This window comes from Pseudomonas sp. WSY_20 (assembly GCF_043104335.1).
Taxonomy (GTDB): Bacteria; Pseudomonadota; Gammaproteobacteria; order Pseudomonadales; family Pseudomonadaceae; genus Aquipseudomonas; species Aquipseudomonas parafulva_B.
The window spans coordinates 84,433-110,515 of the sequence record NZ_JBICKP010000046.1 but is presented as its reverse complement, the minus strand read 5'-3'; the positions used below and the strand labels follow the sequence as shown (position 1 = coordinate 110,515).

21 protein-coding genes are annotated in these 26,083 nt (G+C 62.5%); 12 read left to right on the top strand and 9 right to left on the bottom strand.

The features are described 5' to 3' along the window. Positions 1–7 precede the first annotated feature (7 nt). The 5 genes from fadA to ACF8E5_RS12245 all read left to right on the top strand — a co-directional run bounded on the left by fadA (position 8) and on the right by ACF8E5_RS12245 (position 5,152). Positions 8–1,183 carry an acetyl-CoA C-acyltransferase FadA gene (gene fadA, locus ACF8E5_RS12265; RefSeq protein WP_058639658.1) on the top strand — a complete coding sequence of 392 codons (1,176 nt, stop codon included), beginning with the start codon at positions 8–10 and terminating at the stop codon, positions 1,181–1,183. 81 nt (positions 1,184–1,264) lie between these two features. Further along, complete coding sequence (locus ACF8E5_RS12260) at positions 1,265–1,516, top strand: DUF1653 domain-containing protein (protein ID WP_392475348.1); 252 nt, start codon at positions 1,265–1,267, stop codon at positions 1,514–1,516. A gap of 100 nt (positions 1,517–1,616) precedes the next feature. After that, the gene (topA, locus tag ACF8E5_RS12255; RefSeq protein ID WP_058606158.1) at positions 1,617–4,226 is read left to right on the top strand and encodes a type I DNA topoisomerase; all 2,610 of its coding nucleotides are present in this window, start codon (positions 1,617–1,619) and stop codon (positions 4,224–4,226) included. A gap of 126 nt (positions 4,227–4,352) precedes the next feature. After that, positions 4,353–4,868, top strand: coding sequence for a DUF6586 family protein (locus ACF8E5_RS12250; protein ID WP_058639657.1), 516 nt, complete (start codon positions 4,353–4,355; stop codon positions 4,866–4,868). A 50-nt stretch (positions 4,869–4,918) separates the two neighbouring features. Further along, entirely contained in the window at positions 4,919–5,152 is a 234-nt protein-coding gene (locus tag ACF8E5_RS12245) for a hypothetical protein (protein ID WP_023534164.1), read from the top strand. A gap of 170 nt (positions 5,153–5,322) precedes the next feature. On the opposite strand, the gene sulA is transcribed toward ACF8E5_RS12245, so the two are convergent. Both sulA and lexA read right to left on the bottom strand, forming a co-directional pair. Then, the gene (gene sulA / locus ACF8E5_RS12240) at positions 5,323–5,799 is read right to left on the bottom strand and encodes an SOS-induced cell division inhibitor SulA (protein WP_058639656.1); all 477 of its coding nucleotides are present in this window, start codon (positions 5,797–5,799) and stop codon (positions 5,323–5,325) included. Positions 5,800–5,812: 13 nt separating this feature from the next. Further along, positions 5,813–6,421, bottom strand: coding sequence for a transcriptional repressor LexA (lexA, locus tag ACF8E5_RS12235; RefSeq protein ID WP_023534260.1), 609 nt, complete (start codon positions 6,419–6,421; stop codon positions 5,813–5,815). A 229-nt stretch (positions 6,422–6,650) separates the two neighbouring features. Between lexA and ACF8E5_RS12230 the strand changes: the two genes are divergently transcribed. Together ACF8E5_RS12230 and nagZ are read left to right on the top strand one after the other, a co-directional pair. Further along, positions 6,651–7,364 carry a TetR/AcrR family transcriptional regulator gene (locus ACF8E5_RS12230; RefSeq protein ID WP_058639655.1) on the top strand — a complete coding sequence of 238 codons (714 nt, stop codon included), beginning with the start codon at positions 6,651–6,653 and terminating at the stop codon, positions 7,362–7,364. Between the two features lie 69 nt (positions 7,365–7,433). Beyond that, positions 7,434–8,432 carry a beta-N-acetylhexosaminidase gene (gene nagZ, locus ACF8E5_RS12225; RefSeq protein WP_392475356.1) on the top strand — a complete coding sequence of 333 codons (999 nt, stop codon included), beginning with the start codon at positions 7,434–7,436 and terminating at the stop codon, positions 8,430–8,432. 62 nt (positions 8,433–8,494) lie between these two features. Here nagZ and ACF8E5_RS12220 read toward each other — a convergent pair whose 3' ends face one another. The 3 genes from ACF8E5_RS12220 to mfd are packed head-to-tail and all read right to left on the bottom strand — an operon-like array spanning position 8,495 to position 15,850. Further along, positions 8,495–11,821, bottom strand: a complete 3,327-nt coding sequence (locus tag ACF8E5_RS12220) for an SNF2-related protein (protein ID WP_392475347.1) — start codon at positions 11,819–11,821, stop codon at positions 8,495–8,497. Between the two features lie 3 nt (positions 11,822–11,824). Continuing rightward, complete coding sequence (locus ACF8E5_RS12215; protein ID WP_392475346.1) at positions 11,825–12,391, bottom strand: peptidoglycan binding protein CsiV; 567 nt, start codon at positions 12,389–12,391, stop codon at positions 11,825–11,827. 9 nt (positions 12,392–12,400) lie between these two features. Continuing rightward, on the bottom strand, positions 12,401–15,850 hold the full coding sequence (gene mfd / locus ACF8E5_RS12210) for a transcription-repair coupling factor (RefSeq protein WP_182138943.1): 3,450 nt from the start codon (positions 15,848–15,850) through the stop codon (positions 12,401–12,403). A 168-nt stretch (positions 15,851–16,018) separates the two neighbouring features. On the opposite strand from mfd, the gene ACF8E5_RS12205 reads away from it, so the two are divergent. Together ACF8E5_RS12205 and sthA are read left to right on the top strand one after the other, a co-directional pair. Then, the gene (locus tag ACF8E5_RS12205) at positions 16,019–17,482 is read left to right on the top strand and encodes a glyceraldehyde-3-phosphate dehydrogenase (protein WP_027915082.1); all 1,464 of its coding nucleotides are present in this window, start codon (positions 16,019–16,021) and stop codon (positions 17,480–17,482) included. Positions 17,483–17,879: 397 nt separating this feature from the next. Further along, complete coding sequence (sthA, locus tag ACF8E5_RS12200) at positions 17,880–19,274, top strand: Si-specific NAD(P)(+) transhydrogenase (RefSeq protein WP_023534167.1); 1,395 nt, start codon at positions 17,880–17,882, stop codon at positions 19,272–19,274. 42 nt (positions 19,275–19,316) lie between these two features. Here sthA and ACF8E5_RS12195 read toward each other — a convergent pair whose 3' ends face one another. Both ACF8E5_RS12195 and ACF8E5_RS12190 read right to left on the bottom strand, forming a co-directional pair. Next, on the bottom strand, positions 19,317–20,039 hold the full coding sequence (locus ACF8E5_RS12195) for a glycerophosphodiester phosphodiesterase (RefSeq protein WP_058605706.1): 723 nt from the start codon (positions 20,037–20,039) through the stop codon (positions 19,317–19,319). 26 nt (positions 20,040–20,065) lie between these two features. Further along, positions 20,066–20,650: a PilZ domain-containing protein gene (locus ACF8E5_RS12190; protein WP_058605715.1), complete on the bottom strand. Its 585-nt coding sequence runs from the start codon at positions 20,648–20,650 to the stop codon at positions 20,066–20,068. 93 nt (positions 20,651–20,743) lie between these two features. On the opposite strand from ACF8E5_RS12190, the gene ACF8E5_RS12185 reads away from it, so the two are divergent. The 3 genes from ACF8E5_RS12185 to ACF8E5_RS12175 are packed head-to-tail and all read left to right on the top strand — an operon-like array spanning position 20,744 to position 23,986. Then, positions 20,744–21,994 carry a lipoprotein-releasing ABC transporter permease subunit gene (locus tag ACF8E5_RS12185; RefSeq protein ID WP_058605705.1) on the top strand — a complete coding sequence of 417 codons (1,251 nt, stop codon included), beginning with the start codon at positions 20,744–20,746 and terminating at the stop codon, positions 21,992–21,994. Positions 21,995–22,001: 7 nt separating this feature from the next. Continuing rightward, on the top strand, positions 22,002–22,685 hold the full coding sequence (gene lolD / locus ACF8E5_RS12180; protein ID WP_174435400.1) for a lipoprotein-releasing ABC transporter ATP-binding protein LolD: 684 nt from the start codon (positions 22,002–22,004) through the stop codon (positions 22,683–22,685). Between the two features lie 59 nt (positions 22,686–22,744). Next, on the top strand, positions 22,745–23,986 hold the full coding sequence (locus ACF8E5_RS12175; RefSeq protein ID WP_058639650.1) for a lipoprotein-releasing ABC transporter permease subunit: 1,242 nt from the start codon (positions 22,745–22,747) through the stop codon (positions 23,984–23,986). Between the two features lie 8 nt (positions 23,987–23,994). Here the strand turns inward: ACF8E5_RS12175 and ACF8E5_RS12170 are convergent, their stop codons facing one another. Beyond that, on the bottom strand, positions 23,995–25,341 hold the full coding sequence (locus ACF8E5_RS12170; protein ID WP_196185736.1) for a heavy metal sensor histidine kinase: 1,347 nt from the start codon (positions 25,339–25,341) through the stop codon (positions 23,995–23,997). Continuing rightward, the gene (locus ACF8E5_RS12165) at positions 25,338–26,018 is read right to left on the bottom strand and encodes a heavy metal response regulator transcription factor (RefSeq protein WP_058639676.1); all 681 of its coding nucleotides are present in this window, start codon (positions 26,016–26,018) and stop codon (positions 25,338–25,340) included. Before ACF8E5_RS12165 ends, ACF8E5_RS12170 begins: the two co-directional genes overlap by 4 nt. Positions 26,019–26,083 lie beyond the last annotated feature (65 nt).

Below are 26,083 nucleotides of genomic sequence, written 5' to 3'. Positions count from 1 at the left end.
ATTTGATATGAGCCTTAATCCAAGAGACGTGGTGATCGTCGACTTCGGTCGCACGCCAATGGGCCGCTCCAAGGGTGGCATGCACCGTAATACCCGCGCCGAAGACATGTCGGCGCACCTGATCAGCAAGTTGCTTGAGCGCAACGACAAGGTCGATCCCAAGGAAGTCGAGGACGTAATCTGGGGCTGTGTGAACCAGACCCTGGAGCAGGGCTGGAACATCGCCCGCATGGCATCGCTGATGACCCAGATTCCGCACACGTCCGCGGCGCAGACCGTCAGCCGGTTGTGCGGCTCGTCGATGAGCGCGCTGCACACCGCCGCCCAGGCCATCATGACCGGCAACGGCGACGTGTTCGTGGTAGGCGGCGTCGAGCACATGGGGCACGTGAGCATGATGCATGGCGTAGACCCCAACCCGCATCTGGCGCTGCATGCGGCCAAGGCTTCGGGCATGATGGGCCTGACGGCCGAGATGCTGGGCAAGATGCACGGCATTACGCGTGAGCAGCAGGACCAGTTCGGCCTGCGCTCGCACCAGCTGGCGCACAAGGCCACCGTGGAGGGCAAGTTCAAGGATGAGATCATTCCCATGCAGGGGTATGACGAGAATGGTTTCCTGAAAGTGTTCGACTTCGACGAAACCATTCGTCCGGAAACCACCCTCGAGGGCCTGGCGTCGCTCAAGCCGGCCTTCAACCCCAAAGGTGGAACGGTGACCGCAGGCACTTCTTCCCAGATCACCGACGGTGCGTCGTGCATGATCGTGATGTCGGGGCAGCGTGCAATGGACCTGGGTATCGAGCCTCTGGCGGTCATTCGTGCCATGGCTGTGGCTGGCGTCGACCCCGCGATCATGGGCTATGGCCCAGTGCCGGCCACCCAGAAAGCCCTCAAGCGCGCGGGCTTGAGCATGGCCGACATTGACTTCATCGAACTCAACGAGGCGTTCGCCGCACAGGCCCTGCCTGTGTTGAAAGACTTGAAAGTGCTCGACAAGATGAATGAGAAGGTTAACCTGCACGGCGGTGCGATCGCCTTGGGCCACCCGTTTGGTTGCTCCGGGGCGCGTATTTCCGGCACCCTGCTCAACGTCATGAAGCAAAATGGCGGCACGCTGGGGATTGCGACCATGTGTGTCGGCCTTGGCCAAGGTATTACCACTGTATTCGAACGCGTCTAAGGCGCAGGAGAAAGACAGCGACCGGGGCCTTGTGCCCCGGTTTTGTTTTTTCGGTTTCAATCGAACCAGGAGGTAGTCCACATGCAGATCCAGCCAGGTGTGTACCGGCATTACAAGGGCCCGGAGTACCGTGTGTTCAGTGTCGCGCGGCACTCTGAGAGCGAGGAGTGGATGGTGTTCTACCAATGCCTGTATGGTGATTACAGCTTCTGGGTGCGCCCGCTGTCGATGTTCCGCGAGTCGGTGGAAGTCGACGGCGAACAGGTGCCACGCTTTGCGTTGATCAAGGCCGAAGAGGGGTTGTGCGGGAGGTCGGCCAAGTCGCAGGCGTGATGTTCTGAACTTGACCTCGCAGTTTCGCCACTATATATAGCGGTGCCGCGTCTGGTACCTGACGTGTTTTCAATCTTCAGATTCAGGAATACTCCGATCCATGGGCAAATCGCTGGTCATTGTGGAATCCCCGGCCAAGGCCAAGACCATCAACAAGTACCTGGGCAACCAGTACGTGGTGAAGTCGAGTATCGGCCATATCCGAGACCTTCCCACCAGCGGTTCGGCGAGCGCGAGCAAAGAGCCGGCCGCCAAGCGTGGCAAGGCGGCAGGTGAGGCACCGGCCCTTTCGCCCAAAGAGAAGGCGCGCCGCCAATTGGTTGCACGCATGGGCGTCGACCCGGACCAGGGCTGGAAAGCCAAGTACGAGATCCTTCCTGGCAAGGAAAAGGTGATCGACGAGCTGCGCCGCCTGGCCAAGGATGCCGACACCATCTACCTCGCGACCGACTTGGACCGCGAAGGGGAGGCAATCGCCTGGCACCTGCGTGAAGCCATCGGCGGCGACGACACCCGCTACAAGCGCGTGGTGTTCAACGAAATCACCAAGAAGGCCATTCAGGAAGCGTTTTCGCAGCCTGGTGAGCTCGACATTGATCGGGTCAACGCGCAGCAGGCGCGTCGTTTTCTCGACCGTGTGGTGGGCTACATGGTGTCCCCGCTGCTGTGGTCCAAGATTGCCCGCGGCCTGTCGGCCGGGCGGGTGCAGTCGGTAGCCGTCAAGCTGGTGGTCGAGCGTGAACGCGAGATTCGCGCCTTCATTCCTCAGGAATACTGGGAAATCCATGCCGATCTCGGCACCGCCAAGAACGCCAAGGTTCGCTTCGAAGTCGCCCGTGAAAATGGCGAGGCCTTCAAGCCGCTGAACGAAACCCAGGCCATGGCCGCGCTGGAGAAGCTCAAGGCATCGAGCTACAGCGTCGTCAAGCGTGAAGACCGCCCGACTAGCAGCAAGCCATCGGCGCCCTTCATCACCTCGACCCTGCAACAGGCAGCGAGCAATCGCCTGGGGTTCGGCGTGAAGAAAACCATGATGATGGCCCAGCGTCTGTATGAAGCGGGTTACATCACCTACATGCGTACCGATTCGACCAACTTGTCGAGCGATGCGCTGGAAATGGCGCGCAGCTACATCGAGCGCGAATTCGGCAAGCAGTACCTGCCCGAAACGCCGCAGGTGTACGGCAGCAAGGAAGGGGCCCAGGAGGCGCACGAAGCCATCCGGCCGTCGGACGTGAGCACCCACCCGACCAAGCTCAGCGGTATGGAGCGCGATGCCGAGCGGTTGTACGAGCTGATCTGGCGTCAGTTCCTGGCCTGCCAGATGCCGCCGGCCCAGTACCTGTCCACCAGCGTGACCGTGGCAGCGGGCAGCTTCGAGCTGCGTGCCAAGGGCCGCATCCTGAAGTTCGACGGTTACACCCGCGTGTTGCCGCAGCAGAGCAAGCCTGGCGAAGACGACGTGCTGCCTGAGATGGTGCAGGGTGAAGCGCTCAAGCTGATGCAGCTTGACCCTAGCCAGCACTTCACCAAGCCGCCTGCCCGGTTCACCGAGGCCAGCCTGGTCAAGGAAATGGAAAAACGCGGCATTGGCCGACCATCGACCTACGCGGCGATCATCTCGACCATTCAGGACCGTGGCTATGTAACGTTGCACAACCGTCGCTTCTATTCGGAAAAGATGGGCGACATCGTGACCGAGCGGCTCTCCGAGAGTTTCTCCAATTTGATGGACTACGGTTTCACCGCCGGCATGGAGGAAAACCTCGACGACGTCGCCCACGGCGAGCGCGACTGGAAGAACGTGCTGGACGAGTTCTACGGCGACTTCAGCAAGAAATTGCAGACGGCCGAATCCAGCGAACATGGTATGCGCGCCAATCAGCCGACGATGACCAACATTCCTTGCAAGGAGTGCGGTCGCCCGATGATGATTCGTACAGCGTCCACGGGCGTGTTCCTGGGCTGCTCCGGTTACAGCCTGCCACCTAAAGAGCGCTGCAAGTCCACGGTCAACCTCGTGCCTGGTGACGAGATCGCTGCTGACGATGAGGGCGAATCGGAGTCGCGCGTGCTGCTTGGCAAGCACCGCTGCCCAGTTTGCGCAACGGCGATGGACGCTTACCTGCTCGATGAAAAGCACAAGCTGCACATTTGCGGGAACAACCCTGATTGCCCGGGTTACGAGATCGAAGAGGGCAGCTATCGCATCAAGGGCTACGAAGGCCCAAGCCTTGAGTGCGACAAGTGCGGCAGCGAAATGCAGCTCAAGACCGGACGCTTCGGCAAGTTCTTCGGGTGCACCAACCCTGCGTGCAAGAACACCCGCAAGCTGCTCAAAAGCGGTGAAGCGGCGCCGCCGAAGATGGACAAAGTCGACATGCCCGAGCTTAAGTGCGAGAAGGTGGACGACACCTATGTGCTGCGCGATGGTGCTTCGGGGCTGTTCCTGGCTGCCAGCCAGTTCCCGAAGAACCGCGAAACACGTGCGCCCCTGGTGTGCGAGATTGTCCCGCACAAACATGAAATCGATCCCAAGTACCATTTCTTGTGCGAAGCGCCGCAGAAAGACCCCGAGGGTCGACCAACCGTAATTCGCTACAGTCGCAAGACCAAGGAGCAGTACGTCCAGTCGGAAGTGGACGGCAAGCCCACGGGTTGGAAAGCGTTTTACGATGGCAAGGCCTGGAAAGTCGAAGACAAGCGCTGAGTTCCAGCGTCCAGGGATGGGGCCGTGCTGCGGTCTTTCGTGAGCTGATATCACGAAAGGCCGCAGCACGGCCCCTTTCATTTATGATGCAGCAATCCGCTAAGCCACTTGATGGGAGGGCAGCACATGGCCCAGGAGCTCTATACCCGCACTAATCAAAAACTGTACTTTGCCGGGCTGGCACTGGAATCGATGGCCAGGGCTGAACAGAGCCAGGCCATGAACGCCCAGGGGCTGGTGCAGGCTGAGCGGGAGTCGGCCTTGTTTCATCTGCATGGTGCCTTGCTTGGCCTATGTCACGAAATCAGTGGTTACTACCGCTTGCCTGCGCTGGCAAGCGTTGAGCAGGCTCTGGCGCAGGACGCCTTCAATGGCATCGCCATACCAGAAGTTGCCGAGCTCCTGGAGCTTGCCCGGCAACGGGAAACCTGGCTGGCGCAGATGCTGGCTGCCTATGCTGACTTGTTCCGAGCGCCTGTGATGCGCAAACCACCCAAGACTGACGTCACCCAGCCGTTGATCCAGGCGGTCAGCCTCGATGAGCAGGTGCCTGCGCCGCTGTCCCGTGCCGAGCTTGAGGCGTGGCGCAGCGATCTCAAGGCACTCGTCAGGCGTTTTCGCGATGCGTTGAGTGAGTGCTGACAGCGTCGAGCGCTGGTACAATGCTCGCCTTTCGTGGAGAACCGCCCTTTATGTCTACGTCTTTTCTGGAAATTGTCGAGTTGCCTGATGGCCGCATCGAACTGCGTCGCGCCGAGGATGAAGGCTCACTGGTAACCCTGGATTTCTCAGAGGATGCCAAAGTATTCCTGCAGGGTCAGCACGTCGAGGTGGCCAAAGCCATGCTCAGCGTGGGTGTGCAGATGGCTGGACGGCTTGTGGATGGCGAGCTCGAACGTGACGAAGGGCCGCGCGTTCTGCACTGAAACGCGCAGTCGTGAGATGGCTGCCACCGGCCTGGCCGGTGTCGGCGGCAAACGTATCGAACAAATGAGTGTGGGAGTGTCGGAAAAGCGTTGCGCTTTTTGGGCGTTCTTTACTCGTCATGGCGAGCATGGCCTGGAGCGGTCAGGCCGGTAGTACGAATGCCGCAGTGTCAGCCGAAACGAATGTTCAGGCTTTGCGCGTTACCTACGCTTGCCGCACGCAACAGCAGCTGACGTGCGTTGGCATTGATGCTCCCCAACCAGCTGACCACGGTATGGCTACGGCCCAGGCGCAAGGCTTCGCACGCCAACTGCAAGGGAAGCTGGTTGCCCCGCGGATGAAGCAGCAGAATGCGTTCGCGGTTGAGCCCAGCCCTGCGCAGCCAGGCCTGTGTCAGGCTCGACGGTGGTGCAATGAGGGTCAACCAGCGTGTTTCGTCTTCTTCGCTGAGTTCGCGTAGCACAGGTGCCAGCAAGGTGTGACAGTGACTAGGGGCGCCGTGCAGTGACAATTCGCTGAACAGGTCGGGCATGTCGCTCTTGCGCGCCAGTTCGCTGGCCTTGAGGCCAGGCAGGACAGGCTGGGCGAGGAATGCTTCGAACAGCGGCAACTGGACTTGCTCGGTTGTATGGGTGAATGGCTGCATGACGCCTCCTGATTCAGCGGCGAATGACGCCGACGCTCAAGCCCTCGATCACCAGTTCCTGATCTTTCAGGTTGACTTCGATAGGGGCAAATTCCGGGTTTTCGGCCAGCAGCCAAACCTTGTTGCCTTCGCGCTTGAAGCGCTTGACGGTGACTTCGTCGCCGATGCGCGCCACGACGATCTGGCCGTTGCGGGCTTCGCGGCAGGTATGCACCGCCAATAGGTCGCCATCGAGGATGCCGACGTTCTTCATGCTCATGCCGTGCACACGCAATAGATAGTCGGCCTGGGGGTGGAAGAAGGCTGGGTTGATGTTGCAGGATTGCTCGATATGTTGCTCGGCAAGGATCGGGGCGCCGGCAGCAACGCGGCCGATGATCGGGAGCCCGGCTTCTTCGGCCTTGGCTTCGAGGCCGGGAATGCGAATGCCTCGGGAGGCGCCTGGCGTCATCTCGATAGCGCCTTTACGGGCCAGCGCCTTTAGATGCTCTTCGGCGGCATTGGGTGACTTGAAGCCCAGCTCCTGGGCAATCTCGGCACGAGTCGGCGGAAAGCCGTTGTCCTCGAGGCTGCGCTTGATGAAGGCGAGGATTTCGGCTTGGCGTGGCGTCAGTTTCAACATGATCAGCGCTCTGTCTTTTTGTACAGTGCCTGGGATTATATACAGTATTCGGCGCGCCGCAAGCTCTCCCACCGCCCAGGCCAGCTGATGGCCACGGATTACACCGCGTTCGCCGCCAAACGCCCTCGCATCGGTATGGTTGACCGGCCGGTCACGAACGCTTGACAGAAGGGGGGTTGAAACGTATGTTTCAAACACCTGTTTGTATGGCGGAGTGCTTGGAGTAGTCATGGCCCAATCGGAAACCGTTGAACGCATCCTCGATGCTGCCGAGCAGCTGTTCGCCGAGCGCGGGTTCGCCGAAACCTCGTTGCGGCTGATCACCAGTAAGGCCGGCGTTAACCTGGCGGCGGTGAATTACCACTTCGGTTCCAAGAAAGCGCTGATCCAGGCGGTCTTCTCTCGTTTCCTGGGGCCATTCTGCGCCAGCCTTGAGCGCGAGCTGGAGCGGCGCCAGGCCCGCCCCGAGCACAAGCCTACCCTCGAAGAGTTACTGGAGATGCTGGTCGAGCAAGCCCTTGCCGTGCAGCCGCGCAGCAACAACGACCTGTCGATCTTCATGCGGCTGCTGGGCCTGGCGTTCAGCCAGAGCCAAGGCCATTTGCGCCGTTACCTCGAAGACATGTATGGCAAGGTGTTCCGCCGCTACATGTTGCTGGTCAACGAAGCCGCGCCACGCATTCCTCCGCTCGAATTGTTCTGGCGTGTGCATTTCATGCTCGGGGCTGCTGCGTTCAGCATGTCGGGCATCAAGGCGCTGCGAGCCATCGCCGAGACTGATTTTGGCATCAACACCTCCATCGAGCAGGTGATGCGCTTGATGGTGCCGTTCCTGGCTGCCGGCATGCGTGCCGATACCGGCGTCACCGATGCGGCCATGGCCAGCGCCCAGTTGCGCCCGCGCAGCAAGACTGTCAGCGGTGCAGCCCCCGCCAAGGCATGAACTCGCCAGTCGCCAGCCCTAAGCGGGCTTTCCCCTGTCTCTATTGAAGGATTTCTCATGACCGCCAGCCTGCAAGGCTCCTTGATGGTGGATATCGCCGGTACTTGGCTGACCGCCGAAGACCGGCAGCTGTTGCGCCAGCCCGAAGTGGGGGGGGTGATCATCTTCGCCCGCAACATCGACAGCCCGCGCCAGGTGCGTGCGTTGTGCGCGTCCATTCGTGCGCTGCGCCCGGACCTGATCCTGGCCGTCGACCAGGAGGGCGGTCGGGTACAGCGTCTGCGCCAGGGGTTCGTGCGCCTGCCGGCGATGCGTGCCCTGGCCGACACTGCCAATGCCGAGTACCTGGCCGAACAATGTGGCTGGTTGATGGCGACCGAAGTCCTTGCCGTTGGCCTGGACCTGAGCTTCGCTCCGGTGCTGGACTTGGATCACCAGCGCAGCGCGGTGGTGGGCAGCCGCGCCTTCGAAGGTGATCCGCTGCGGGCTACGCAATTGGCCGGCGCGTTCATCCGCGGCATGAACGCGGCAGGCATGGCTGCCTGTGGCAAACATTTCCCAGGCCATGGTTGGGCAGAAGCCGATTCCCACGTGGCGATACCCACTGACGAGCGTAGCCTGGAGCAACTGCGTGGGGCAGACCTGGTGCCGTTCAGCCGCCTGAGTGGTCAATTGGCAGCAGTGATGCCTGCCCATGTGATCTACCCGCAGGTCGACAACCGTCCGGCAGGCTTTTCCCGCCGGTGGCTGCAAGATATTTTGCGCGGCGAGCTAGGTTTCGACGGGGTCATCTTCAGTGACGACCTGTCCATGGCCGGTGCTCATGTGGTCGGTGATGCGGCCAGCCGCATCGAGGCCGCGTTCAGTGCCGGGTGCGACATGGGGCTGGTTTGCAACGACCGTGCTGCGGCCGAACTGGCGCTGGGTGCTGCTCAGCGTATGCAGGTCACGCCGTCACCTCGGATCGCCAGCATGCGCGGCCAAGGCACCGCCTGCACCGATTATCGCCAGCATCCGCGTTGGCTGCAGGCGCTGTGTGCGCTCAAGGACGCGCAGTTGATCGACTAGCCGCTCATCGTCCAGCAGCTGTCGGAACGCGTATACCCAGCGGGTACGCGTTCCGACAGCTGCTACCGACCGCGCTTGCCCGGCAACGGGGCAAACAGCGCCTCTATTTCCTCGTCCCCCAGTCGCCATTGCCCGGCCTTGCCACCGTCTAGCAGGCTGGCAGCCAGCGCTGCTTTTTCCTGCTGTAACAGCTGAATCTTTTCCTCCACCGTGCCGCGGGTGATCAGCTTGAACACGAACACAGGCTTGTCCTGGCCAATGCGGTAGGCCCGGTCGGTCGCCTGGTTTTCGCTGGCTGGGTTCCACCACGGGTCGTAATGGATGACGGTGTCGGCTGCCGTCAGGTTCAAGCCCACCCCGCCTGCCTTGAGGCTGATCAGAAAGACCTGGCTGTCCCCCTCCTGGAACTGCTGGACAGGGGTGCGGCGGTCGCGAGTGTCGCCAGTCAACAGGCTGTAACGGATGCTGCGCTTTTTCAGTTCCTGCTCGATCAACGACAGCATCGAGGTGAACTGGGAGAACAGCAGCACGCGGCGGCCTTCGCCCATCAGCTCTTCGAGCATCTCCAGCAGCGCGCCCAGCTTGCCCTTGTCGCTCTGGTTGCCCTTGATGTCCACGCCCTTGACCAGGCGCAAGTCGCAACACACCTGTCGCAGCTTGAGCAGTGCATCGAGGATGACGATCTGGCTGCGTGCGGCACCGTTGCGGGCTACCTCGTCGCGAACCTTCTTGTCCATCGCCACCCGCACGGCCTCGTAGGTGTCACGCTGTGCGTCACTCAGTTCGACCCAGTGCACCAGCTCTGTCTTGGCTGGCAGCTCGGTGGCGACCTGCTCTTTCGTGCGGCGCAGCAGGAAGGGGCGAATGCGCGTGATCAGGTGGGTCAGGCGCTCGGTATTGCCCTGGCGCTCGATAGGCGTGCGGTAGTCCTGATTGAAGCGCTTGAGGTCACCCAGCCAGCCGGGCATCAGGAAGTGGAAGATCGACCACAGCTCGCCGAGATTGTTTTCCATCGGTGTACCGGTCAGGCACAGGCGCTGGGTAGCCTGCAGTTGGCACACGGCCATGGCTGCCTTGCTGGTGCTGCTCTTGATGTTCTGCGCCTCGTCGAGCAACAGCAGGTGCCATGGCTGTGCACGCAAATGCGCAAGATCGCGGGGTACCAGTGCATAGGTGGTCAGGATGAGGTCGTAATCCTGCAGGCGGGCGAAATGCTTGCTGCGGGCTGGCCCGTGCAGGGCCAGCACCCGAAGGCCGGGTGCGAAGCGCTGCGCCTCGTCCAGCCAGTTGGGTATCAGGCTGGTCGGCATGACAGCCAGTGCTGGCGCGCCTAAACGGCCCGCTTCTTTTTCCAGCAGCACATGGGCCAGGGCCTGCAAGGTCTTGCCCAGGCCCATGTCATCCCCAAGGATGCCACCGGTGCCCATTTCCCGCAGTGCTTGCAGCCAGTTGAGCCCTTGCTGCTGGTAGCCGCGCAGGTTGGCTTGCAAGCCGGCAGGGGGGGCGACCTGCAGATCCCTGGCATCGCGCAGGCGGCGACCCAGGTCGCGCACATGCTCACCGCCTTCCCAATGCAGGGGCAGCGCTTCGATCCCGTTCAGGCGCGCAGCGTCTGCTCGGCTCATGCGCAGTGCCGTCCCGGCCTCAGGTTCGCTCAGGTAGAGCTCGCCCAAGGTCGTCATCACGGCCTTGACCCGGCCATAAGGCAGAGCCACGCGCAGGGCAGGGGCATCGATCCGGCCGCGGTTGAGATCGATCAGCAGGTGCTCCTCGTCGTTGCGCTTGGCCAGTTCGCTGGGGCGTAGCAGCTCAGGGCTGTTGCGCAACAGTTGCAGGACGATGGGCAGCAGGCTGTGCCGCTGCCCTTCGACGACGATACCCAACTCAAGGTCGAACCATTCACGGCCTGGCGTTTCATCGACCGTGGCGTACCAGTCTTCTACCTCCTGCAAGTCGAACGCGAAGTCGCGGTTGACGTCCACCTGCCAGCCCGCTTCACGCAGCTGGGGCAGGTTGGTGCGCACGAATTGCAGCCAGGCCTCGTCGTCGGGAAGCAGGAACATTTCGCCGGCGCTGTCGGGCAGTGCTTTGCTCTGCCGGGTCGCGACCTTGAACCCCATGTCACGCAGGACATTGCGCAGGGCTTGCTCAGCCTTGGGCTGGCGGCTGATGCGCTGGCTCACGCTGCCCACCAGACGCGTCAGCGGCTTGTCGGTATTGCCGCTGGCCGACAGGCCGTCGTAGTCGAACGACAACGCGGCGCGGTGCTGCATCTGGCGCTGCATGCGACCGGTCTTGGGCATGTAGGCGGTGAACTCCAGGCTCCCAAGTACCAGGTGCGCGGTGGGCTGAATGTCATCGACGTGTTGCTCCTGGACCTCGGTCGGTGTCGGCACGGCATGGCTCAAGGCGTTGAGCTTGTGGCTGAGCGGCACGACCAGGTGCTCCGGCACCTCGGGCGCGAGGGTCAGTTGCATCGCAACGTGGGGGTTTAGCTCATGCTCCAGGACGCCGATCTCATGGGTGACCATGTCCAGGTAGTACAGCGGAAGCAATGGGATGACGCAGTTGGATTTATCCTCGCCAGTGAACCACAAGCCACGGTACGCACCATTGTCCAGGCGCACCCAGCGAAACTCGCCCTGGCGCACCGGCCCGGGCTGCAGTGGTGGTTGAGTGTCGAACAGGTACAGCCGGCCCGTGTCGATAATGCGCTGAAGCAACTCACCGCCTTCGCCCCCGGTCAGCCTGTAGCCCCGCTCCTGGCCGCCCCCCTGGTTGAGCGAGGAGAGTAGACGCAGGATGCGTGCGTCTTCTTCGGTCACGAATTTTGGCCGGTCGTACAGGAAGTCGTAGACCGATTGCACCCGGCTGAAGCGAATGCCGTCTTCGGTTTCGGTGCCTTTGCGCACGACCACCGAGCAACTGGCATCGTCCTGAAGGTGCAGGTTGTAGCAGACCGAGCGCCCGCGCTTGTCCTTGCCGGGTTTGACCGGTGCGGGCGCTTGCTCGAGATTGCTGAGCCAATACTGAAGCTCGGCTGACATCTGTGCAGAGGTGGGCTGGGCTATGGGTGGCTTGTCGAAGGGGTCGCTGATCAGCAGCAGCGCGGCTGCGCAATGCTTGCAGTTGTACCCCACAGGGCAACTGCAGTCGCCCTCGACGATGCAGCGCCCGGCATGCACGCTCACTTCGATGGTCTGCCTGTAGGTTTGTCCCGCACTGCCTTCGCACAGCGCAGAAAACCTTTGCCCGTCCAGGTACGCAAGCTCAGCCTTGCCCTCGCTCGCATAGACCTCGCCTCGCTTAAGAGCACCTGCATCGAAACATTCGATCCAGTTGGGGTACTCGTTCAGCAGCTCGAAGGCATCAGGTCCTTTACGTCTCATGGGTCACTGCTCCAGCATGTCCTGCGACGGCATCTTGGGTGTGCCGGGTGGGGTGATCTTCAACAGCATGGCCAGATGACCGCCGTCCAGGTAGGTCAGTTGTCCGCCTTTCACATTGCTGTTGGCCTGCCGAAATTGCTCGCTCTGCAGCACGCTGCCGTTGCCGTCGAGCTGGTTGACCCATAGGTTGGCTTCGACCTGGATGAAGCGACCCTGGGTGATGCTCAGGTTGCCCTCGATCGGGAAATGGCCGAACTGCTCGGTACCTTCACCGAATGCGATGCGACTGGGCCCATCGCCTACCTGCTGTTGCCAGGCCCGGTGCATGAGTACCGTGTAGTCGGCCGTGGCGCTCAAGCGTGTGGCCTCGTCTTCGAGCACCGGGCGCTGCTCTGCGCCTTTGTCCAGCCGTGGCGCGCCAGCGCTCCAGTCTTCAGGCGCGAACGGGCTGGTGAACGCGGGTACGTTGTTCTGCCTTACCAGGATCATTTCGACCTGATACGGGCCCTGGGCGAATGCCGCTGGGGCAAACGCCACCAGCAGCAGGGTCAGACAGCGAATGGCGCGCATGGATCTTCCTTAGGCAGGCTTTGGTGTCAGGCGCTCGAACAGCGCCTCAAGGGTGTTAAAACGCTCATCAGGCCGCTCCATCGGGACCATGAAGCGGAACTGGGTGGCGCCTTCGAACTTGTAGCGCTTGGGCTGGCTCTGGATCAGCTTGATCAGGGTCAGAGGATCGACCGGCGTTTCGGCCTCGAACTCGAGCTTGCCGCCATTGGGGCCAGCGTCGACTTTCTTGATGCCCAGTTTCTCCGCCTGCAACTTGAGCAGCGTCAGGCGCATGAGGTTCTTGGTGGGCTCTGGCAGAAGGCCGAAGCGGTCGATCATCTCGACCTGCAGGTCCTTGAGCCCTTCCTCATCGGCCGCCGAGGCGATGCGCTTGTACAGGATCAGCCGCGCATGCACGTCCGGCAGGTAGTCCTCGGGGATCAGGGCTGGCAGGCGTAGGTTGATTTCCGGGCCGCCGCCCAGCGGTTGTTCCAGGTTGGGCTGGGTGCCCTTGCGGATCGCTTTGACGGCGCGCTCGAGCATTTCCATGTACAGGGTAAAGCCCACCGCCTGGATCTGACCGCTCTGGCCGTCCCCGAGCAACTCGCCAGCCCCGCGGATTTCCAGGTCGTTGGTCGCGAGCACGAACCCGGCACCCAGGTCCTGGGTGTTGGCGATGGCTTCGAGGCGTTTTTCGGCGTCGCCGCTGACCTTCTGGCGCGTTGGCGTCAGCAGGTAGGCATAGGCCTGGTGGTGGCTGCGACCGACCCGGCCACGCAATTGGTGCAACTGGGCCAGGCCGAACTTGTCGGCACGCTCGATGACGATGGTGTTGGCGCTGGGTACGTCGATGCCGGTTTCGATGATGGTCGAGGCCACCAGCACGTTGAAGCGCTTGTGATAGAAGTCGCTCATCACCTGCTCCAGCTCGCGCTCGCGCATCTGGCCGTGACCAATGCCGATACGCGCCTCGGGGACCAGTTCAGCCAGGTCGGCGGCGCATTTCTCGATGGTTTTTACATCGTTGTGCAGGTAGTACACCTGGCCACCGCGCAGCAGTTCGCGCAGCAGCGCTTCCTTGACGGTGCTGTTGTTCTGTTCCATGACGAAGGTGCGTACCGACAGGCGCCGGGCCGGCGGCGTGGCGATGATCGACAGATCGCGCATGCCCGCCACAGCCATGTTCAAGGTGCGCGGGATGGGCGTGGCGGTCAGGGTCAGGATGTCCACTTCGCTGCGCAGCGCCTTGAGCTGCTCTTTCTGGCGCACCCCGAAACGATGCTCTTCGTCGATGATGGCCAGGCCCAGGTCCTTGAAGCGTACGTCGTCCTGGAGCAGCTTGTGGGTGCCGATCAGGATGTCGATCTTGCCCTCGGCCAGCTCGGCCGCGGCGTTGGCCACTTCCTTGGCCGACTTGAAGCGGCTCATCACCTCGACGGTGACCGGCCAGTCCGCAAAACGGTCGCGGAAACTGTTGTAATGCTGCTGGGCCAGCAGGGTGGTGGGCACCAGCACAGCCACCTGGCGACCGCTGTGCACGGCGATGAACGCTGCACGCATGGCGACCTCGGTCTTGCCGAAGCCCACGTCGCCGCACACCAGGCGATCCATGGGCTTGGGCGCCAGCATATCGGCGCGTACCGCTTCGATGGCCGCTTGCTGGTCGGGGGTTTCTTCGAACGGGAAGCCTGCGCTGAACGTGGCGTAGTCGGCGGCCGGGTCGGCGAACGCGTAACCCTTGCGCGCTGCACGGCGGGCATAGATGTCGAGCAGCTCGGCGGCGACGTCGCGTACCTGTTCGGCGGCCTTGCGCTTGGCTTTCTGCCAGGTTTCCGAGCCCAGGCGGTGCAGGGGCGCCAGCGCGTCATCGCTGCCGGTGTAGCGGGCGATCAGGTGCAGGTTGGCAACCGGTACGTAGAGCTTGGCGCCCTCGGCGTATTGGAGGGTCAGGAACTCGGCGGCCTGGCCGTCGATTTCCAGCGTCGCCAGGCCCAGGTAGCGGCCCACGCCATGATCGATATGCACCACCGGCGCGCCTTCACGCAGCTCGGTCAGGTTCTTGATGACGGCATCGTTGGCGGTTTCACCGCGCTTGTCGCGGCGGCGGCGCTGCATCACCCGCTGACCGAACAGCGGGCTTTCGGCGATCAGGGCCATGGCCGGGTCGTCGAGCAGCAGGCCTTCGTCGAGCGGTGCGATGGTGATGTTCAGGCGTTCGCTACCGGTGACGAAGTCGGTCCAGCCTTCGACCGTGTTCGGGCGCAGCTTGAGCCGTTCGAGCAGCTCAAGCAGCACTTCGCGGCGTCCGGCCGATTCTGCGGTGAACAACACGCGCCCATCGAACTGGTCGAGAAACCCTGCCAATGCCGCCAGCGGCTGGTTGGCCTTGGCTTCGATGGCAAGGTCAGGCAGGGGGCGAGCGGCGAAGCGCTGGCGCCCGGCGCCTGGGTCCAGGTCATCGCGGCTGACCACCACCCGTGGCCACTGCTTGAGGCGCGCGAAACAGTCTTCAACCGGCATGAACAGCTCGGCCGGCGGCAGCAAGGGCCGGCTCAGGTCGCCCCGGCGGTCCTCGTAGCGCCCGCGTACGTCGTTCCAGAAGTGTTCGGCCGCCTGCTCAACGCCCGGCAGCGAAAACACCTGGGTATCGGCCGGCAGGTAGTCGAACAGGGTCGAGGTTTCTTCGAAGAACAGCGGTAGGTAATACTCGATACCGGACGGGATGATGCCGCTGGCCAGGTCCTGGAAGATCGCGCTGCGGCGAAAATCCACGTCGAAACGCTCGCGAAAGCGTGCCTTGAACCGGGTGACTTCCTCTTTTTGCATCGGAAATTCGCGTGCCGGCAGCAGGCGAATGGAGTCGACCTTGTCGATCGAGCGCTGGGTCTCGGGGTCGAACGTGCGCAGCGTTTCGATTTCGTCGTCGAACAGGTCGATACGGTAGGGCAACTTGCTGCCCATCGGGAACAGGTCGATCAAGGCCCCACGCACGGCGAACTCGCCATGCTCATAGACGGTGTCCACGCAGCGGTAACCACTGGCTTCCAGGCGGCTGCGCATCTGCTCCACATCGATGGTCTGGCCCACGTCCAGCACCAGGCTGCTGCCCAGCAGGAAGCGGGTAGGGGCCAGGCGATGCAAGGCCGTGGTGATGGGCACTACCAGGATGCCGTGGCTCAGCTCCGGCAGCCGGTACAGGCTGGCGATGCGCTGGGAGATGATGTCCTGGTGGGGCGAGAACAGGTCGTAGGGCAGGGTCTCCCAGTCGGGAAACGGCAGCACCGGCAACTCGGGCGCGAAGAACTTCAGTTCCTGCTCCAGGCGGTCGGCGGCCTGGCTGTCTGCCGTCAGCAGCAGGGTGAAGCGGCCAGCGCTGCTGGCGGCCTCGGCGATGGCAAGGCTGAGGGCGGCACCGGGCAGGTTGCCCCAGGTTTGTTTGCCGGCGGTAGCCGACAGTTGCGGTAGGCGCAGAACTGACACGGGAGATTGCACTCCAAGCGTTTCGGCAAAGAGACCGATTGTACCGGTGACGCTGGCGGCTGTCAGGCTCCAATGGGGCAGGATGATCGATGTGCGTGACCACGACAGGCGCTCATTGCCGGTTACGCATCGGGGCGTCATAATGTAGCCCCTTTTTTCTGTCCCTACATGTGGAAGGTTCCCGTGACTCAGAAGCCCGACCAGTGTCTTGGTGAGTGGATTGATCGTGAAGCCCTGGCTGAAGCGATGATCCCGCTTATCGGTCAGCTCTACCGCAACAACAATGTGGTGAGCTCGATCTATGGCCGCAGCCTGATCAACCGTTCGGTTATCTCGATCCTCAAGGCACACCGCTTTGCGCGTCATCGCCAGACCGACGAAACCGAACTGTCCGTTCACGAGACATTCCCCCTGCTCAAGGCCATGAGCGAGCTGAAACTGGGCGCCGCCTCGGTCGACCTGGGCAAGCTGGCCAACAAGTTCAAGCTCGAAGGCAACGGCCGCAGCGCCGAGCAGTTCGTGCGTGAAGAACTGGCTGACGTGGTGGGCCAGCAGAACGCCGCCGCGCGCAAAGGCACCGACGTCGTGCTGTATGGTTTCGGCCGTATCGGTCGCCTGCTGGCGCGTATCCTGATCGAGAAGACCGGTGGTGGCGACGGCCTGCGCCTGCGTGCCATCGTCGTGCGCAAAGGCGCCGAGAACGATCTGGTCAAGCGTGCCAGCCTGCTGCGTCGTGATTCGGTGCATGGGCCGTTCGATGGCACCATCACCATCGACGAAGCCAACAACACCTTGACGGCCAACGGCAACCTGATCCAGATCATCTACGCCAAGAACCCGAGCGAAGTCGACTACACCCAGTACGGCATCGACAACGCGCTGATCGTGGACAACACCGGCGTATGGCGTGATGCCGACGGCCTGGGCCAGCACCTGGCCTGCCCGGGTGCCAGCCGCGTGATCCTCACTGCACCTGGCAAGGGTGCCCTGAAGAACATCGTGCATGGCATCAACCACGGCGAGATCACGGCCGATGACAAGATCATCTCCGCCGCCTCCTGCACCACCAACGCCATCGTGCCGGTGCTCAAGGCCGTCAACGACCAGTACGGCATCGTCAACGGCCACGTCGAAACCGTTCACTCGTTCACCAACGACCAGAACCTGATCGACAACTTCCACAAGGGCAGCCGCCGTGGCCGCGCCGCGCCGCTGAATATGGTCATCACCGAAACCGGTGCTGCCACCGCCGCCGCCAAGGCCCTGCCTGTGCTCAAGGGCAAGTTGACCGGCAACGCCATTCGCGTGCCGACGCCGAACGTGTCGATGGCAATCCTCAACCTGAACCTGGAAAAGGCCACCAGCCGCGAGGAAATCAACGAGTACCTGCGCCAGACGGCCATGCACTCGGACCTGCACAAGCAGATCGACTATGTGAGCTCCCAGGAAGTGGTCTCCACCGACTTCGTGGGTTCGCGCCACGCCGGTGTGGTAGACGCCGAAGCCACCATCTGCAACGATAATCGCGTCGTGCTCTACGTGTGGTATGACAACGAGTTCGGCTACAGCTGCCAGGTCGTGCGCGTGATGGAAGACATGGCCGGGGTCAACCCGCCTGCCTTTCCACGCTGATCGGCCAGTCAGACGCTGAACACACGGGAACCTTTGGGTTCCCGTTTTCGTTTGCGCTGCCGGGCAAGGGCGCTTGTCCTAGCAGAGCGCAGGGGGTCATCGAGTGACTCAGCGCAACATTTCAGGGACAATAACCGCCGTTTCGCAGGTGCCTGGGCGGTTTTTCCGTCTGAGCAGGCAGTGCAAGGTGGTCGAAAGCGTGGACAAGGATGATTGCCGCCAGGGAGACGGTGCTTTATGTAGTGCGGGCGAAATTGGCCTACGACGCGACCAAGGGTTAATGTGCGCGCCGTTCACGCTTGATTAGACTGCACCCGATTTTTCTCATGGCGCCGAGGCGGCATGATCGTGCGCCGCAAGCGACCGTGGCTTGCGGGCCAGTTCTGAAGGAGTACGCATGGCTGTCTACAACTACGACGTAGTGGTGCTGGGTTCCGGCCCGGCCGGGGAAGGTGCGGCAATGAACGCCGCCAAAGCAGGGCGCAAGGTGGCAATGGTCGACACCCGTCGCCAGGTCGGGGGGAACTGCACCCACCTGGGCACCATCCCGTCCAAGGCACTGCGTCACTCGGTGCGGCAGATCATGCAGTTCAACACCAACACCATGTTCCGCGCCATCGGCGAGCCGCGTTGGTTCTCTTTCCCGGACGTGCTCAAGAGCGCCGAAAAGGTCATCGCCAAGCAGGTGGCCTCGCGCACGGGCTACTACGCCCGCAACCGCGTCGACCTGTTCTTCGGCACCGGCAGCTTCGCTGACGAGCAGACCGTCGAAGTGGTCTGCCCCAATGGCGTGGTGGAAAAACTCAACGCCAAGCACATCATCATCGCCACCGGTTCGCGCCCCTACCGACCAGCAGACATCGACTTCAACCACCCGCGTGTGTACGACAGCGACACCATCCTCAGCCTCAGCCACACCCCGCGCAAGCTGATTGTGTATGGCGCCGGCGTGATCGGGTGCGAGTACGCCTCGATCTTCAGCGGCCTTGGTGTGCTGGTCGAGCTGGTGGACAACCGAGGGCAACTGCTCAGTTTCCTGGATTCGGAAATCTCCCAGGCCCTGAGCTACCACTTCAGCAACAACAACATCACCGTGCGCCACAACGAAGATTATGAGCGGGTCGAGGGCCTGGACAACGGCGTCATCCTGCACCTGAAGTCGGGCAAGAAGATCAAGGCCGATGCCTTGCTCTGGTGCAACGGGCGGACCGGCAATACCGACAAGCTTGGGCTGGAGAACATCGGCATCAAGGTCAACAGCCGCGGTCAGATCGAAGTGGACGAGGCCTACCGCACCAGCGTGCCGAATATCTACGGCGCAGGCGACGTGATCGGCTGGCCGAGCCTGGCCAGTGCCGCGCACGACCAGGGCCGCTCGGCCGCAGGCAGCATCGTCGACAACGGCAGCTGGCGTTTCGTCAACGATGTGCCGACGGGCATCTATACCATTCCGGAGATCAGCTCGATCGGCAAGAACGAGCAGGAACTGACCCAGGCCAAGGTGCCCTATGAAGTGGGCAAGGCCTTCTTCAAGAGCATGGCCCGGGCGCAGATCGCCGGTGAGCCCCAGGGCATGCTGAAAATCCTGTTCCACCGCGAGACCCTGCAGGTGCTGGGTGTGCACTGCTTCGGCTACCAGGCATCCGAGATCGTGCATATCGGCCAGGCAGTGATGAACCAGCCAGGCGAGCTGAACAACCTCAAGTACTTTGTGAACACCACGTTCAACTACCCGACCATGGCAGAGGCCTATCGGGTAGCGGCCTATGACGGTCTGAACCGGCTTTTTTGAGCGGCTCCGACCGGTGGCCTGAGCCGGTCGGAGAGACCGAATTCAACCCTGCCCGAGGGTGGTCCTGGCCAAACCGGGAAAGTCTGTAATCAGGCTGTCCACGCCAAAATCAGCGAGCCTGCGCATCAGCGCCGGCTCGTTGACCGTCCATACCGATACGTGCAAACCCTGCTTCTGCGCCTTTTGCAGGCGTTCCGGGGTGCACAACGTCCAATTCAGTGCCAGCATCTGGCAACCATAATTCTGTGCAACCTTCAGCGGGTCGAGCCAGGCGTATTCGGCCACCAGGCCGCGTTGCACGTCCGGCACCAATTCTTGAGCGGCGCCCAGCACTTCGCGTGAACTTGAGGTGATCGTCACCTTGTCCAGCAAGCCGAACTGCTGGGCCAGCTCGCGTATGGCCAGCACCGTAGTGGCTGCGCGGGTGCGCGAGGCGCTCTTGACTTCCAGCTGCCAGTGCTCGAACGGGCACTTCTCGAACAGCTCTTCCAGGCGTGGGATGGGGCAGGGCTGGACCCAGCCCGGGCCACCCTGACGTGCGTCGAGCTTGACCAGGTCTTCGGCCGGGTGCTCGACCACCTTGCCGCGCTTGCCGGTGGTGCGCTTGAGGGTAGGGTCATGGATCACCATCAGCTGGTTGTCGGCCGATAGGTGCAGATCCAGCTCGCAGCGCATGATGCCGTGGGACAGGCACTGGCGGAAGCTGTTCAGGGTGTTCTCGGGTGCTTCGCCCTTGGCGCCGCGATGGCCGTAGATCAGGGTCACGTTCGTTCCTTCAGTGAGAAAATGAGTCAGGGTGATGGGGCGTTCTGTTCCAGTTGCTGGCGTCTTTGCTGTTGCTGGCGTTGCAGAATGTAGCGGGCAAGCAGTTGGCGCTGGGCATCGACCATGTCGATGAATTCGATGCCGACCTCGAAGCCGCCCTGGGGCCTGGCGTCGCAATGGGTGATCTTGCCGCGCAACAGCAGGCCGTGGGCGCGCGGCATCAGCACCATTTGTACCTTCACCTGGGTACCCTGTGCAAAGGGCTCTGGCTGGATGCACTCCAGGCCACCTTCGGACACCACGACTGCCTGCGGCTGGCCTACCTCGCCCAGCAGGGTATGGGCGACCACGGCGCTGAGCACGTCCAGGCGCTTGTTTTGTACCCGCAGAAACGCTGCAAGGGTGCGGTCCTTGTCGCTGAGCTGGCGCAGCAGGTGCTGGGCCTCGAAGTCGGCCAGGTGCAGCTCGCTGAGCAGATTGAACAGCGGGGAATCATCCTGCAACACATCTGGATCCAGGGCTTCGGCCGCGCTCAATGGGCTGATTTGAAGTGCGATCCGATCGGCGATGCGGTAGTATTCGCGGCGATCTTCTTCGTCTAATGTCGTCATGGCGAACCCATGGTAGCGGCGGTGGTCCGAGTGTAAAGCCGCCATAGGCGCCTCGCCACAAGGACGTTCCCTTCCATCCGAACAAGCCCCGACATGTTCAGACCTCTTTTCGCATTCATCGGCACGCGTTATACCCGTGCCAAACGTCGCAATCACTTCGTCTCGTTCATTTCCCTGACCTCGATGATCGGCCTCGCCCTGGGCGTGGTAGTCATGATCGTGGTGCTGTCGGTGATGAACGGGTTCGACCACGAGATGCGCACCCGCGTGTTGGGCATGATCCCTCACGCCACGCTCGAGAGCGGCCAGCCCATCGCCGACTGGCCTGCCCTTGCCGAACAAGTAAAGCAGAATCGGCAGGTGGTGGCGGTCGCGCCCTTCACCCAGATGCAGGGTTTGCTCACCCATGACGGCAAGGTGCAGAAGGTGCTGCTCAACGGCATCGATCCGGCCCGGGAACGGGAGGTGTCGATCATCGACAACTTCGTCCAGCAGGGCCGGCTGGACCAGTTGGCGCCCGGCGAGTGGGGCATCATGATCGGTGACAAGGCCGCGGCCAAGTTGGGTGTGGCCGTAGGCGACAAACTCACCTTCGTGGCCCCGGAGGTCAGCGTCACGCCGGCCGGCATGTTCCCGCGCATGAAGCGCTTCACCGTGGTGGGCACCTTCCATGTGGGGGCCGGCGAGATCGACGGTTACCTGGGGCTGACCAACATCGCCGACCTGTCGCGCCTGCACCGCTGGAAGCCCGACCAGGTGCAGGGCCTGCGCTTGAAGTTCGATGACCTGTTCCAGGCCCCGCGCGTGGCCTACGACATCGCCCAACAACTGGGTGACCAGGATTTCTATAGCCGCGACTGGACCCGTACCCATGGCAATCTCTACCAGGCCATTCGCATGGAAAAAGCCATGATCGGCCTGCTGTTGCTGCTGATCGTCGCGGTTGCCGCGTTCAACATCATTTCCACACTGGTGATGGTGGTCAACGACAAGCGGGGGGACATCGCCATCCTGCGCACGTTGGGCGCCACCCCTGGGCAAATCATGCTCATCTTCATGGTGCAGGGCACTGTGATCGGTGTGGTGGGCACGTTGATCGGGGCCGTGGTGGGCATCATTGCGGCGCTCAACGTCAGCACGGTCATCGCCGGTATCGAGCACCTGATCGGCCACAAATTCCTCAACGCCGACGTGTATTTCATCGATTACCTGCCCTCGCAGATCCAGGCCCAGGATGTGTACATGGTCTGTGGTGCGGCATTGGTCCTGAGTTTCTTCGCCACCCTGTACCCTGCCTGGCGTGCGGCACGCACCCAGCCGGCAGAGGCGTTACGTTATGAGTGAGTCGCGCATGAGTGATAAAGCCGTTCTGAGTTGCCGCAACCTGGGCAAGTCCTACGATGAGGGCCCCGAGTCGGTGCAGGTCTTGTCTGGCCTGAACCTGGAACTGCACGCCGGCGAGCGCATCGCCATTGTCGGCAGTTCGGGGTCGGGCAAAAGCACCTTGCTCAACCTGCTGGGCGGCCTGGATCGCCCCACCCAGGGCAGTGTCTGGCTGGCCGGCGAAGAGCTGTCGGCGTTGGGCGAGCGCGCCCGGGGCCTGCTGCGCAACCGCGAGTTGGGCTTCGTGTACCAGTTTCATCACCTGCTGCCCGAATTCACGGCCCTCGAGAACGTGTGCATGCCACTGCTGATAGGCCGTACGGCTATTCCAGAGGCGCGTGAACGTGCCGAGGCGCTGCTCAAACGCGTTGGGCTGGGGCATCGCCTCAATCACAAGCCGGCCGAGCTGTCTGGCGGCGAGCGTCAGCGAGTGGCCATCGCACGTGCGCTGGTCAACCGCCCAGGCCTGGTGATGCTGGACGAACCCACCGGGAACCTCGATCACCATACTGCACAGGGCATCCAGGAGTTGATGCAGGAACTGTCCAGCGCTTCGCGCACGGCGTTCCTGGTGGTGACCCACGACCTGAGCCTTGCGCGTCAGATGGACCGTGTACTGAAACTCGACAATGGCCACCTGGTGGCGATCTGACCGACCGAGCGGGGTGACCCTTTCATCCCGCGACCTGTTTTGATTGGGTGTATCCGCACATGTTCAGACCCCTGCCCATCTTCATCGGCGCGCGCTATACCCGGGCCAAGCGTCGCAACCATTTCATCTCGTTCATCTCCATGACCTCGATGATCGGCCTGTCCCTGGGCGTGCTGGCCATGATCGTGGTGCTGTCGGTGATGAACGGCTTCCAGCGCGAAATGAGCTCGCGCATCCTGGGCCTGGTACCCCACGCGGCCATCCTGGGCCAGCAGCCGCTGGACAACTGGCAGCAGGTGGCCGATGCGGCCATGAAAAACCCTGCCGTGGTTGCCGCGGCCCCGATCACCGAAATGGAAGGCATGCTGTCCTACAAGGGCGCCATGCAGCCGATTCAGGTTGGCGGTATCGACCCGGCCGAGGAAAACAAGGTGTCGATCGTAGGGCGGCACATCGTTCAGGGCCGCCTGCAGGACTTGCAGCCGGGCGAGTTCGGCGTGGTGATCGGCGAGCTGACGGCCCGCCGCTTTCGGCTGAATACCGGGGACAAACTGACCTTGATCGTGCCGGAGATCAGCAGCGAGCCTGGCGGGATCACCCCACGCATGCAGCGCTTGACCGTGGTGGGCATCTTCAAGGTGGGCGCCGAACTCGATGGTTCCCAGGCCTACATTCACATGGCCGATGCCGCGAGCATGCAGCGTTGGGCGCCCGGCCAGGTGCAGGGTGTGCGGCTGAAACTGCATGACCTGTACGCCGCCCCGCAGGTGTCCAAGGCCATCGCAGCGCAGCTGGGTGAGGGCTATCGGGCAGATGACTGGTCCCATACCCAAGGTAGCCTGTTCAGCGCCATGAAGATGGAAAAGACCATGATCGGCCTGTTGCTGCTGATGATCATTGCCGTGGCCGCGTTCAACATCATCGCCACCTTGGTCATGGTGGTAAACGACAAAGGGCCGGATATCGCCATCCTGCGTACCCTCGGGGCAACGCCTGCGCAGATCATGGGTACGTTCATGGTCCAGGGCAGCTTGATTGGCGTGGTCGGCACGCTGATCGGCGGCGTGCTGGGGGTGATCGCCGCGCTCAACGTGAGCCAGATCGTGGGCTGGCTGGAGCGGATCAGCGGTCAGCATATCTTCACCTCCGACGTGTACTTCATCAGCAGCCTGCCATCGGAGCTGCAAAGCGGGGACGTGGTGATGATCTGCGCGGCGGGGCTGGTGATGAGCTTCTTGGCTACCCTCTACCCAGCCTACCGGGCTTCCCAGGTACAACCGGCCATTGGCTTGGCGGTTTGACGGAGCCTCTACCGGCCTGTGAAGTCCAGCGTGAAGCGGGTCCAGCCAGCCTCGCACGCCACCTGAATCCGCCCGCCATGGGCCTGCACGATCGACCGCGTGATCGCCAGGCCCAGGCCGGCATGTTCGCCGCCGCCGTCATGCCTGGAAGGGTCCACCCGGTAGAAACGATCGAACAGCCGTGGCAGTGCCGTCGCCTCGATGGCGCTGCCGGTGTTGGCCACGGTAATGCTCGGCCCAGCCGCCAGTGTGATCCGCACCTGTCCGCCCGCCGGCGTGAAGCGCAAGGCGTTGTCGAGCAAGTTGCAGAGCGCCCGGCGCAGCATAGTCCGGTCGCCGGGCAGCCACGCTTGCCCCTCTCGTGTCAGTTGCACGGCCGCCTCTTCAGCCGCCAGGGCGTAATACTCCAGCAGCGAATCCACTTCATCATGCAGCGCCAGTGGAGTGTCACCGGGTGCCAATAGCCCCTGGTCGGCCTTGGCCAGAAAGAGCATGTCATTGATCATCTGCGCCATCGCTTGCAGCTCTTCGAGGTTGTCGTGCAATGCCTCCCGGTAGGCGTCGAGGCTGCGTGGGCGAGTCAGGGTGACCTGGGTGTGGGTCAGCAGATTGGACAGCGGCGTACGCAGTTCATGGGCGATATCGGCCGAAAACGCCGACAGGCGCTGAAACGCATCGTCCAGGCGCTGCAGCATGGCATTGAGGCTGTCAGCCAATTGGGCCAGTTCGGCAGGCATCTGCTCCACAGGTAGGCGAGTGGTGAGCGAGCGGGCAGAGACGCGTGCGGTGATGCGCCCCATCTGCCTCAAGGGGCGCAGGCCACTACGTGCTGCCCAGCCGCCCAGCAGGACGGTGACCAGCGCCGACAGCCCGACTGTCAGCCAGACCAGACGCTGCATGCCTTGCAGAAAATGCTGGTGATGGGTGATGTCAAGGTACAGCACAAGGTGCGGTGAGGCGCTGCCGGGCATCAGCGCCACAGCAAGGCTACGGTAGTCCGTGCCCTGCGCGTGCAGCGTGTTCAAACCCGTGGAGGAGGGCGCAGGGGGGAGGCCAGCGCGGCTCTCGAACCAGGTGGCGCCACTGCCTGAGGTGACCCGCACGGACAGGTCGGCCTGATGACTCAGCTCCTCGTGCAGGGCAGGCAGGCGGGTTTGCAGATCGGCTTGTGTGCCGACGTCAGTGAGGTGACGGCGCAACAATGACAGGCGCGACGCCAGCAACTGCTGGTCGAGTTCGATGAAATGCTGCTCGCTGGCCTGATTGAACACAAGGCCCGCCCCTAGCGAAACCGCAGCTGTGCAGGCGGCGAACAGCAGCGCCAGGCGGCTGGTCAGCGAAATGCGGCGCCTCACGATGAACGCACTTCCAGCACATAACCCATGCCGCGCACCGTGTGGATCAGCTTGTCGTCGTAGGCATCGTCCACCTTGGCCCGCAGTCGCCGAATGGCCACTTCGATCACGTTGGTGTCGCTGGCAAAGTTCATGTCCCATACCTGGGACGCGATAAGCGCCTTGGACAGCACTTCACCCTGACGGCGCAACAGCAGCTCGAGCAAACCGAATTCTTTCGCGGTCAGGTCGATGCGCTGGCCGCCGCGCTCGACACGCCGGCGAATCAGGTCAAGGCGCAGGTCCGCCACCGCCAGCGAGGTATCGGCACTGGGCGTGGCCCCGCGCCTGAGCAGGCTGCGCACACGCGCCAGCAGCTCCGAAAAGGCGAATGGCTTGATCAGGTAATCATCGGCGCCCAGTTCCAAGCCATGTACCCGGTCCTCGATGGCATCGCGGGCGGTCAGAAACAGCACAGGCGTATCGATACCGGCTTGTCGCACGGCCTTGAGGATCTGCCAGCCGTCGCGCCCTGGCAGCATCACATCCAGGATCAGCAGATCGTGATCGCCCGTCAGGGCCAGGAACTGGCCTGTCTCGCCATCGGTGGCCAGCTCTACCGTGAAGCCGGCCTCGCTCAGGCCCTGATGCAGGTACTGGCCAGTACGCACTTGGTCTTCGACGATCAACAGTTTCATTGAGGCAAGCTCCGGCTGGCGATGCGGCGCCGCGGTGGAGTCCAGCCGGCGCACAGGTGCCAGGA